Source organism: Alkalihalobacterium elongatum, assembly GCF_019024285.1.
GTDB lineage: Bacteria > Bacillota > Bacilli > Bacillales > Bacillaceae_F > Alkalihalobacterium > Alkalihalobacterium elongatum.
The window spans coordinates 23,535-35,719 of the sequence record NZ_WMKZ01000022.1 but is presented as its reverse complement, the minus strand read 5'-3'; the positions used below and the strand labels follow the sequence as shown (position 1 = coordinate 35,719).

At 35.6% G+C, this 12,185-nt stretch carries 8 protein-coding genes; 2 read left to right on the top strand and 6 right to left on the bottom strand.

Translation table 11 applies throughout. The features are described from left to right. Nucleotides 1-41: 41 nt before the first annotated feature. Nucleotides 42-341 (bottom strand): hypothetical protein, encoded by a 300-nt coding sequence (locus GKP30_RS17440; protein ID WP_216830747.1) that lies wholly within the window; start codon nucleotides 339-341, stop codon nucleotides 42-44. A gap of 475 nt (nucleotides 342-816) precedes the next feature. Between GKP30_RS17440 and GKP30_RS17435 the strand changes: the two genes are divergently transcribed. After that, nucleotides 817-1,455: a site-specific integrase gene (locus tag GKP30_RS17435; protein ID WP_216830746.1), complete on the top strand. Its 639-nt coding sequence runs from the start codon at nucleotides 817-819 to the stop codon at nucleotides 1,453-1,455. Between the two features lie 236 nt (nucleotides 1,456-1,691). Here the strand turns inward: GKP30_RS17435 and GKP30_RS17430 are convergent, their stop codons facing one another. From GKP30_RS17430 to GKP30_RS17415, 4 genes are all read right to left on the bottom strand, one after another. Further along, a complete protein-coding gene (locus tag GKP30_RS17430) occupies nucleotides 1,692-2,099 on the bottom strand; it encodes a DUF3970 family protein (RefSeq protein ID WP_216830745.1) in 408 nt (135 codons plus the stop codon). Nucleotides 2,100-2,347: 248 nt separating this feature from the next. Further along, a complete protein-coding gene (locus tag GKP30_RS17425) occupies nucleotides 2,348-7,117 on the bottom strand; it encodes a DUF3883 domain-containing protein (RefSeq protein ID WP_216830744.1) in 4,770 nt (1,589 codons plus the stop codon). A gap of 904 nt (nucleotides 7,118-8,021) precedes the next feature. Further along, nucleotides 8,022-8,588 carry a hypothetical protein gene (locus GKP30_RS17420; RefSeq protein ID WP_216830743.1) on the bottom strand — a complete coding sequence of 189 codons (567 nt, stop codon included), beginning with the start codon at nucleotides 8,586-8,588 and terminating at the stop codon, nucleotides 8,022-8,024. Nucleotides 8,589-9,278: 690 nt separating this feature from the next. Then, on the bottom strand, nucleotides 9,279-9,575 hold the full coding sequence (locus tag GKP30_RS17415) for a hypothetical protein (RefSeq protein ID WP_216830742.1): 297 nt from the start codon (nucleotides 9,573-9,575) through the stop codon (nucleotides 9,279-9,281). Between the two features lie 333 nt (nucleotides 9,576-9,908). Between GKP30_RS17415 and GKP30_RS17410 the strand changes: the two genes are divergently transcribed. Further along, complete coding sequence (locus tag GKP30_RS17410) at nucleotides 9,909-10,877, top strand: site-specific integrase (RefSeq protein ID WP_216830741.1); 969 nt, start codon at nucleotides 9,909-9,911, stop codon at nucleotides 10,875-10,877. 162 nt (nucleotides 10,878-11,039) lie between these two features. On the opposite strand, the gene GKP30_RS17405 is transcribed toward GKP30_RS17410, so the two are convergent. Next, nucleotides 11,040-12,065 carry a restriction endonuclease gene (locus tag GKP30_RS17405; protein WP_216830740.1) on the bottom strand — a complete coding sequence of 342 codons (1,026 nt, stop codon included), beginning with the start codon at nucleotides 12,063-12,065 and terminating at the stop codon, nucleotides 11,040-11,042. Between the last annotated feature and the right edge of the window lie 120 nt (nucleotides 12,066-12,185).

Genomic DNA, 12,185 nt, shown 5'->3' with positions numbered 1-12,185 from the left:
TGTTCATCTCTTCTTATTCTGTAGTTTTTGTTATTCCTGTGTTAACGTTCTGATAGGGCTTGTCTTGTGAAAAGTAGGTTAATGTTGTTTCGTTTCCGGATAACTCTTCTAGTCGCTTCCATTACTTTTCGATAACGAAGAATATGGTTATAAGAAACTCTGCACCCTCTCCTTTTGATATTGACGAAAGCCCACTCTAAACAGATTTCTGAAGCATATGCTCGTTGTGTATTTTTTGCTTTTGAATTTAGAAGATGTTCTTTCGCTTCGGAGTGAAGCTCTTGGAAATCGGTAGATAACTCATTTGAATTTTGAAATTGTAAATCAGAATAATCGGTCATTTTTTGATTCCCCCCTTTTTCTATACCTTGATTATATCGGTTATCGAGGTATAGAGCTAATGTTTGCAAACAATAATCTATCTTTATTTTATCAATCCAAATTCCATTCTGTAAAAAACTAGGTAATGTATTTTGGAGAATTTTTTGGTTTTTAGATAGGAAGGGCCTTTGAGTTTAAATATTCCTTCTATTAGTAAGTAATGAATTAACAGCAAATGCTTGTTACCGTTAAAAAGGCATAAAATTATTTTTTCTCAAAAATCCGCTCCTAATTTGGTCGCATTTTGAAGAGTGGTGCAAATCTAATTCATTTATGTCAATACCTTCAAAACCACAAACTATTGTTTATTACAATAACTATATTAGGAAAAACAAAAAAACATCGACTATCAAACGAAAAATGGCTTCCATTTCCCAACGCCACGAAACAAAAGGATATCAAAGTCCTTGCAAAACACCTTTAGTCAAAGGTGTTTTGCAAGGATTACAGCGAAAGATTGGTATAGAAGAAAAAGGAAAAGAGGCACTTTGGCTTCATGAGTTGCGCCAAGTGATTGAGGCTCTTCCCACAGACAAACTCATTGGCATTCGGAATAGTGCTTTGTTAGTCATCGGTTGGGCTGGTGCATTTCGCCGGAGTGAATTGATTGGGATAAATATTGAAGATATTTCAAAAACACGAGACGGTTTAATCATCCATTTAACTAAAAGTAAAACAGATCAAAAAGGAGAAGGGCAAGATGTCGCCCTTCCTTACGGCAGCAACTCTTTAACCTGTCTAGTTCGCGCCTTCGAGGACTGGGTTTCAGCCTCGGGAATCACAGAAGGTCCATTATTTCGAAGAATGGATAGACACGGTAATGTTATGGGAAGATTGACCCCAGCTTCTGTTCGGATGGTTGTGATGAATTCTTGTGAAGAAGTTGGATTGGACCCAAAAAGATATGGTGCACATAGCCTAAGAAGTGGATTTTGCTCTCAAGCTGCGAAAGCTGGAAAAGCAGAGCATCAGATCATGCAACAAACTCGACCTAAACAAAGTGATCCGTTACAATGTTATATTAAAAAGGCCAGTCTATTTGATAACAACGCTGCAAGTGGAATTGGTTTATAAAAATAATAAGTAGTAAAGATGTTAAATTTCAATGGCTGTAATCACCTATTAAGACTTGTATTAAAAACTTTTTTGATGTGGGTGCCTATTTCCCCCGAAAAAACTAGCCAGGATTTAGATTATTACACGAGAATAATTGTCAATATAAATACCCACTCCTTTCCGTTTAAGAATTGGAGCGGGTATAATGATTTAAATATAAATCGAAACAGTGCTTTGCGAAATTTAAATTTAAATTACTCTTTTCTCTTCAACTCGTCAATCACATCTAAATGTTCTTGCTCTGTCATGCGGTTTTTTCCTGGATACCATTTATCACAACGTGCTACCGTATAAATTTCATCTGCACGAATGTGACGATTCGGCTCCTTGCGAATCTTCTCAATCTCAGCTTTTAGATGTGCTTTGCGTTTTTCGCGCTCTCTTTTTCTTTCTTCGTTTATTTGTCGTTGGGATTTTAGTTTGATAGTTTCAACCCGTTTATTGTTATTTTTTAATCTCATTTCTATATAAACTTGAACATATTGAGTGTTTCCACTATTTTTATATTCGTCACTTACGGCCAAAACATCATAATTTGATTTTAATAATTCAATCATTTCATCAACTTCGTCAGGTAAACCTTCGAGCCTAATTTTAACCAAATCCCCTCACCTCCAACCGCTTCATTTTTCTTCGTATAAACTTTCTTTAAGTTTTTCCAGCCGCTCTTGCGTAATATCTAGCGCTTCCATAATGAAATCATCTGATTTATTTTTTGAAAGATGTTTCTGTAGTTGTCTCAAGAGTACTTTTCATTTTTCTCCTTCTTTGTGAAGTTCCTCGCGTACCCTTTTAAAATTCCATTTTCTCTGCGTATAAACTCTTCCAGCTATTTTAAGCCTACTCTCAATTATTCCTCATCAAACCTAATAACAAAGCTGCTATTCTCGACACTAAACCGCGAATTGTGATTGAAGGATTCGTCTTTTTTATATTTAAAAAATTTCGTGGCCCTGCGAATCTCCCTTTCCTCTTCTGATTTTACGTTACTTACAAAAAATATCTCATATGCATCTTTCATTACTTCACCGAAAGCTACCTCTTGTTTACTGATATGAAAAACGAAATCTGTACCTACACTTGATTTCACTTCCACGTATCTAAGCTTTCCATAGCCGTCTTTGTAACGAATATCATAATTCTCGCTGTTATTCCCATACTCATTTACTTTTGCCCTTTTCGCATTTTCTGAGACCCATTCTACATTCTCGTTCCCATATCGATTGCAAAGAGAAAGATAGACATGGGCTTCACCGAGGAAACCAATTTCCTCGGTTGATTTTTGACTAGGAATCTTTACGCCTTTACTACCTTTGCTACTTCGGCCATTACATTTCTTCCGTTTGTTTTTGTATGGAACAGGTTTGATGGTTTTAATCGATTGCCCATCGCTTTGCTGTTTCAGGAAAACAAATAGATTACTGTAAGATTCACCGGCGCTAGCAGTTTCCTCTATACCTTTGGTCGCGGCAACTTCACCTACCGATCCACCTGATCCAGTCTGTTTCCTCCATTCAGTAAATTTCTTGACTATAGCTTCAAGTTCCCCAAAATAAATCAAGCTGCGAATCTCTTTTTTTTCAAGAAATGCTTCTACTTGGTGCCTACTAACCATAGATGATGCCAGAAGTTTTTCTTGGAACAACTCTTCATTATTATTAAAGACCTTATTCAGGTCAAGTGAAGAGACCGCTTTTAATTCCTTCATCTTGATGTTAAATTCTTCTTTTAGAAACTGGGCGAATGTCGCCTCACAATCAAAGGAAATAGAATTATTAATTACGAAATCTGTGAAATACATATACCTGTCACGTTCCTCAATCAACCCCTCTTTCTCCTCGAGGGAACCCTGCTTTAGCTGTTGAAACAAATGAGTAAAGATTAAAGCTTTATAATCTACTTTAAGCCGTTCCAGTTCATTTCGATAATAGTGTGTTAAATCTATTTCCTTTAATGTAAATTGATTGAACTGGGCGCAGTCAATACTGATGTCCTTGAATAATGAGATCAGCAACGGGGCATTACTGTGGGCATCGATTTCCTCACAATCTAAAGTTGTCCACACCCTTTCCAGATAGGCATCATCAAGGTAAAGATTTTCCGAAATTGATTTCTTAAACACTGTTTCACTTTCCATATCAAAGTCTGGTTTTACCTTTGCTGCTCTCAACACTGCCAGCCAAAAAATCCGTTGTGGGTCTGTCGTGATTTTGAGCAGGCCTCGCGACTGATTTAACTTAAGTAGCTGTGGATCTTCTAACTCAAGCCGAATCAATTCTTCCCGTTGAGGAATTTTTTTCGAATACATCTCGCGAAAATCCTTTCGGTTCTCCTCGACTTTTAGCACGCCTGAAATTATATCTGAAATGGCCTCATTAAAAAGTGTATCTTCTCTTAATTCTTCCAACGTATGAAATTGGTCTTCATCGAGTTTTAAGTAAATTTGCTTTCCTTTGCCGACAGAAATATATTCATAGTTTTGAACGTCAAAAGGCTTTTCTTGCTTCTTATGGATAAAAGTCGCATTAATTTCTGTACAGAGGTAAATTCTTAGATTCTTCAACCGTTCCAGTTCTGAACGTTTATTGTCTTTTTCAAGACGATACGCATAGATGTAAGGTTTAAATTCCTCTAAATCTAGTTGAAACCGTTCATCTAATCGATGCAACTTAGGCTTCGTCGTCAACTTAAACTTTAATCCCTCTAATGGGTGAACGCCCAAGACACTTTTTACCTGTTTATTTCCCAAACGTTTATCCAACTCTAGAATCGGAAATTGCTTCATAATTTCCTTACAGAAGGTTCTATTTTCAACATAATACGCCTCGTTTACAGGAACATACTTCCGCTCGCCTTCAGTCTTGACGAGTACCAAACCTTTATCGATAAAGGTTTGATATGCCTGGTTCCCCCCATGGATTCTAGGTTTACCGATAATGATCTGTTTATAAATAGCTCTAGCCACTTTTCCGTGCGGATCAAGCTCAGGTAGTTTGCACAAAATTGTATATATAGTCTCGTTAGAAAATGAACGAAGATCAGGACCAATCCCAATTTTAAGGAGAAAATTCTCAATCTCCATCAAGGTGATTTTATGTTTAATCCACTTTTCCTGATTTTCATAAACGGCTGGCACCTCTATCAAAGGTGAAAACTCTGGTCCTATCGCTCTAGACAAACAGCAAATTCGGGTTTCCACTTTTTGTTTATCTGCGTTTTCAATCCATTTTGACGTTTGGAGTTTCCAGACAAGGAATGCCTTTATCTTTTGTGGATTCAACCTGCGATAATTTAATTTCCTTTTCAAATACAAATTGAAATAGGCCTTATTGCTTCTTTCATGCCCTTCTCTAATCAACTGGGAAACAACAGGGTCCTTCATGAGCCAAACCAAGATATCTTCAAATGCAGCTTTAGCTAAAATATCGTCAAGCATGTCAACCGTTTCTACACACATCCTGCTTGGCCCGGTAATCTCATTTACAAGCTCTTCGGACGAGCGAAAGGTTTCTCCCTCAAGAGTGATTGGATACGGAATATGCTTTAATACATATTGTTCGTAGTCCCGGTTAGTCACTTCTTTCACCGTCATTCTTGGGAATTCAGCAACTCCAATCCACTGCAAAAACCGTCTGGTGGCACTCTTCTCATAAGTATCGAGACCGAGAGTTTTCAAAGAACCTACAAAATAATTGGATGAAACTGACCCAAGTAGATTTTCCATTAATCCCCAATCATACTCTTTGCCGAAGTATAATTTCTTGGAATCGGTGACTTTCCGATGCCGGTTCATTAAAGGTACATTCAATTGACCTGGGAAATCTTCACCCTCTTTACCCTCGATAAAAATCTGGAACAAAGCAACCAAAAGTTCACTGATATACTTCTTCTTTTTCCCCTTATCTGCTTCAATGAGCTCCTTTGTATTTGAAATCGTTCGGCGAAGGACCGTCTCTAAACTGTATTCCTGAACATTGAATAAGACAAGATTATTAGTAAGGGCTCTAGTTCCACGAATAGCAAATTCCTCTAATAACGCTTTGTATAGACCTTCATGAATGAACTTGATGTTTACAAAATCAGGAATTTTAATTCTTTTATTCTCCGGTGGCAAAAACAATTCCGTATTCCCACTGATTGGGTACCCATTGTGGTCAATAAATAAATTCAGCAAACAAAGATTTTCCTCTTTTTTCAATTCGTCTCCATAATCTTCTATTAAATAACGAATACACGCAGCACGCTGTTCCAAGGTTAAGTCTTCTGAAACATCACTTAATGTTCTGAAGAAATGTTGTGGTTTATAGTAATAACGACCGATTTCTTCAAATATAAGTTTTTGAAGCTTTTCATTATTTGTATGTAAAGTTAAGTTGGGGAACTTCCCATCTGGCAAAATATAGGAATAGGGATTTTTATACGAAACTGGCTTGTCATGGTAGGTGATATATTTGCCACTTATCACAGGAAACAGGGGGTTTTCCTTAATCTTTTCAATTAATCTTTCATCAAACTTCATATTCAGAAAGTCTTGATCCAAATTATGATCAAACATAAGCAGCCTCATTGCATCCCATGATACCTTGCGATCACTCTTGGTTATTTCAACTGCCGTGTCAATCATCAGTTGAATCAACTCATTCATCAAAAACTCATTCGTTTCTGATACTATCAACTGATTACGATTCCCGGTTAATTCAAATGTCCCATGAAAAAGAGCTGGAAATGGTAATCGCACATTGGTCCTAAAATAGGAATATAGCAATTGAATATGGTCATCCAGTTCATCAGTATACGCCATTTTCAATTCATAGTTTTTCCCTTCAACCGTACCAGTCCGGTTCCGGACATTCCAGGTTTTTTTCTTTACGATTTCGTAATCTTCTTTAAGTGAGATAGAAACCCGACCTTCCCCATGGTTTACTTTTTCTATCACTCTTGTTTTTTCGGCGCTTTTTAAAATCACCCTTTCAAGGTGCTGTAAGAATAATAGAACCTCTAGTTCAACGCTGTCCATTTGCTCCTCAATATCTTCCCGGCTCTCCTCATTTATCTCCAATACAATGTAGGTGTCAAAAAAATTGAATTCTGTCCCAATTTCCTCCCTCCATTTTGGAGTTTTTAAAATTGAGATGGGATAAGGCTCATCTGTTTTTTTTCTCAGTTTCTCCTGAATAAATGGGTGCTCCCTTAGTAACTCTTTCAAGAACTCGATTGAGTTAGGGCGTGAGAACTCGACAGACAACCCTTTGCTTTTTATATAAACGGACTTGGCCCAGCTTAGGATCGAACGAAAACCAGTCCCTTTATGCCCAATTTTGTTTTGTTGCAGCGCCTTTGGACTGACATTGGAATAGATTAATGATTCTAGACCCCCTTTAGAAAAGGGATTCCCATTATTCGCTATCACTAGGTGGGATTTTGTCAGCTCAATATAGGCTGTTTTTTCAACCGCTGATTCTGATTCATCGTCTGCATTTTGAAGCATTTCCAGGAGCTGGCGGCCATTATAGTCCTTCATTTTTTCTTGTTCGTTTTGATAATCGCTCATGATGGTCAAAGGCAGGTTCTCATAATTTTGCTTCAGCTTTAATAACTCACTTTCAATAAAATCCTTCATCGGGTTCACTCCAATTCGTTAAAAATGAGATTCCTATATAAAGACAAAAATATATTATTTTCGAAGGTTAAATCCAATCACTAAGACCTTTTATAGCAAGATTTAACCCTATTTTACTACAAAAGTTTTATTGAATTTAAAATTGTTTAAATTTTAAATTCATCTTTTTTATTTCATTATCATTTTTGTATGGATCGTTCGGCTCTCCCAAAATTTTCCCTAAATGATTACCAGGTCTATGTAAGAAGCTCCCACGAAAAAACAGAGAAAATAAATCTGACAGCTCTTTTTGTTTTGCATTTATATTATTTTTTCTTTCTTTCTTCTCTCAACTTTATAAATCCATTACTGATTAAAACACAATTTTACCGTATTCTATTAATTTATTTTTCAAGCGTTCCGTTCTATTCTCGTTCTTCTCTATATTTATTCTTGATAGTTGTTTTTTTGGTTTGTTTACTTCGTTTATAAAGGTATACTTTTAGACTCTTTAGAAGCCCTAGCAATTTACTTTTTCTAAGGTATGGTTAATATTTTATAAACAGTTGTTAAGAACAGCCTGCCTTTATGGCTGATTTAATATAAATAAAGGAAAATAGACAGAGAGGGTAACTCATCTGTGGAACACTAACGCTTTGTATGATAAGCAAGGTTTCTCATTGTCATGTCCTTTAAAATCTAGACAAGTCTGAAAGTCCTCACCTTCACATACTAAGGTTTGTTCCTCCTCGTGTAATTCCTCAATAATTGTTATTCTTTTTCTTACCATTTTCTACACCCTTTAAATATATAAATAAGAGGTAGCACAATATTTTTACGCACACGATTATAAGACACGACTAAAATAAAAAAGGATTGCGTGTCCAGTCATAAGACTAAACTCACAATCCTTGTTATATCTCACCTACTGTTTACGAAAAAAGTAATACTTTTCCCCATCAGCTTTAACCACTCTAAATTCCTCCGAATAAATTGAGATTGTTTCATCTAACAGGCACTTAATTTCAAGACTACTCAAATCTTCTAGATATTCACACATTTCTAAGTGAAATAATAATTCTTCTTCTACTATATACTGGACTTTTATTCCAACATCTCGGCCGTCTCGAAATAAGAACTCTAAGGTTTCTTTTACTATTCGAGTGAGTGAGATAGGAAATTTAATAGGGAATTGATGGATAGAGTAAACGAGCAACAACGAAGGGACAAACAGTAACCGACTAAGCTCACTATTATTGTTTGGAGTATAAATGTAATAATTCGATTCTCCTAAATCAACAGGTCTAACGAATGGAATATCACTCTTCTCTGAATTGCTAAATACAGACTTAATTGTCTCCTCACTTGTCTTACTAAAATCATTTATTATCAACTGTACATAGACGGATTCTTTGATCATCATAGGATATACCGTTCTTGCAATATCAGTAATTTTTGTTCTAATTTTTTCTAGTTCTATTAGCTCTTGCATTAGTGTCCCTCTCTTACTAGCTATATTGAATTGACACTTTTATTATACAAATATAATGGGTCTTACGGTTAACATATTTTATAAAGATTTACTTACCTTTAGTAATAAGTATTCAAATTAACGAAATTGTGCTTATTCACTAACAGGCATAGAATGACAACTAGTTTAATATCACTGGTTGTTATCAGCACTTTTCTCATACGAATATCGATGTTTTTCCTTATGGGGTATTTAAAAGGCTCCTAGTCAAAACTCAAAAACGCTACCCAGTCTGTTGCTATCTATATATCTAAAGATCTTTTATACTACAGGTAACGATGATTACAGGGAAGTGATAGGAATGGTTTTGGGGCATGATAGTCGTGGGAATATGTTTGTTGAACTTTACTCTTCAGACTATGGTGGAAAAAAGGAGTTTTTTCGTATTACAGGGTTGAAAAAGAAATAGGTAATCCATGTTTTCGATTTCAAATTCGTGAGAACAATGGAAGATTAAGAGCGATGGGTCCAGAGATGCCAATTGCTGGACTTGAGGCGTTGATAAAGGGGTTAAGTCATAATCCAAACAAGCCCTATAAGGAGCTTTATTAGGGCTTGTTAATCTTGAGAAAAGTGTAATAGTTCCTATAAGAGGAAAAAGCATTAAAATTTTATCCAGTGCTTTTTTTATTTTGTTTCTACATTATTATTTCAATTCACTTTTAATTGATATGCAACTTGTCCATCAAAATAATTTAAAACAATATAATTTGCAACTTCTTCAAATGAAAAAAATGAATAAGCATTAGGAAATTTCCTACTACAAATACATTCATCTTCACTTTCACAATTAGATAAGCACTCATCCTTATCACTTTCACCTAAATAATAAATGCCGTTATCCCCTAAAGTTATATAAAAATCACCAAAATCAATAACAACAATCCCTCGCTCCTTTAAAACTGAAAGTTCTTCTTTCATTTCTTTAATACGTTTTTTAACATTCATAAAACGTTCCCCCCTGAATTGTTTATTTGCATTACTATCAGTACTTTAATGTGAAGAATAATTTTCATAACCTAACATTCTAATCTAGATGTAATCCACTGGCGACTACTGTTAACAACGATTCCAAATTCCCCTAAAATAACGGACAATAGTCTCAAAACTAAAAGTTATTCGTTTGCGTATATAACAAAGTAAGGTTCCTTATTAAATTTTTACAGATAAGTATTTTAATTGATAAAATGAAATATATAGGGTTAATCTTTAAAAATTTTTATTCAATCTAGCTAACTATTGATAACCAAAAGTACCAATATATAGAAAGGAGGAAATCCTATGTATTCAGAACTAAAAAATCAAGAAGATCACTCCCTGTCCATCGAGATATTAGAACTTCAAGAGGAAGCGAAAAATCATTTAGCCAATTCAAAAGCTGAAAATACCAAACGAGCCTATCGAAACGATTGGACCCAATTTTCCGATTGGTGTAAAAAGAACGGATTTCAATACCTCCCGGCTAATCCAGAAACTCTCGTCTACTACATTACGTTTCTAGGGAAGTCATTCAAAGCATCCTCCATCAAACGAAAAATGACTGCCATTTCACAACGTCACGAAACAGCTGGATATTTAAGTCCCACAAAAACAGCGCTAGTAAAAGGAGTATGGGACGGAATTCAACGATCCATCGGAATCAAAGAAGAAGGGAAAGAGGCACTATGGCTGGATGAACTTCGTCAGATCATTCAGGTAATTCCCCAGGATAAGATAATTGGTGTGAGGAACCGTGCCTTGTTAGTCATAGGTTGGAGCGGGGCCTTACGAAGAAGTGAATTGGTTTCTTTAAATGTTGAAGACATTTCCATTACACGGGATGGAGTCATTCTCCATTTAGGTAAAAGTAAGACCGATCAAAAAGGAGAAGGACACGATATCGCACTTCCCTATGGAAGTAATCCATTAACTTGTCCAGTTCGTAGTTTAGAAGATTGGTTGGCAACTTCCGACATAACAGATGGTTCGGTGTTTCGAAGAATTGATCGGCATGGAAATATTATGGGGAGATTAACGCCTCAATCGGTACGCTTGGTTGTTAGGCACTGTTGTGAAAGTGTGGGGTTGGATCCCGAGCGGTATGGAGCACATAGTTTAAGGAGTGGTTTTTGTAGTACGGCTGCAAAAGCTGGTAAAGCGGAGCACCAAATTATGAAACAAACTAGACATAAGAGAAGTGATTCGCTGCAGCGATATATTAAAAAAGCGAATCTATTTGATGATAATGCAGCTAGTGGAATTGGTCTTTAACATCATATTTTATATAAAGGCAATGGTTTCAGTACCATTGCCTTCACTCAGGATATTTAACGAAAATCTCCATCAGCGTACCTTTTTTTTATTCATTTGGTAGTGATGGTAACCAATCTTCCTCATTAAAATGCGTCCCAAAGTCCAGCTGGTTTTCCCGCTCTAGTCTACTTCAGCATCTAACATCCATACTCTTTTAATAGGAATTTCTTTTTTAACCTCATCACTTAACTTTTCATAGTTCTCGAATATTTGTTGAATAATAGTTTTTGAATCCCAAAGACGTACTTTAAAAAATTGCTTAGGTATTTCTTTTGTAACTGATGACTTAAAGCCGCTCCATGAAACTAACAATCCAAAATCAGCACTATAATTACTCATTGTACCTATCAATTGATCTAATGTTGGTCTATCAAGAGGTGTATCAGATGATTTTACTTGGACACAAATCCTTGGATTTCCAAAACCTAATGTGTTGGAAGCTGCCAAAATATCTACACCATGATCGGCACCCTCAGGACTTCTATACGTGGTAAAACCCTTGGCTTTAAGGATGTCCTCAATTAAGTTTTCCATTTTATGTCCCTTGAAACGTTGAATAATTCTCTCAGAAATTTGATCATAGATATATTCTTCTAAATCAATTGAGACTGCTTCTTCATTTTCTTCAACTAATTCCTTAACATTTTTATTTTTGGGTACACGCCAATTATTACTTCGCATTTCATTTATACGCTCTTCAGCATTATTTCTATGAATTTTACAAACTGTCATAAATGCCCCTAATGAATACAATATATCTTGATCAAAACGATCTCTAGGGATATCTTTAACAATCCACTTAACACTACGATAGTGATAATAAGGACTACCGAGTGATTCATCATACACGTAATCACCAATCACTTTTCCTATATGGATTGTTCTGTTGAATTTTGAGGGCAAGACGACTAGATCATCCTTCTCCATCGCATGTGCAATTGGCCAGATTTGGGATGCCCAGTTTATTGCAGTCTTCTCTTTGTCTAGATCATAGTGTTCAACTAAGCGTTTATATAAGTTTTCCTTTGAAGATAGTTGCTTTAAATTAATATTAAGGTCATCCCACGTTAGATAGATTTTTTCATCATCTAAAAATTTATTTTCAAATTCCCCGTGTTTTCCTGCACGAAATAACCAAACAGTCATAATGAAACTCCTTTTAGATTTAATATGGATTTTTTTCTTATTCTATTTATAACTCACATAATAAAAGGTCAGCCAAAAAACTTTCTAGAATGAATGTCACTGAGATTTGATGTCTATAGC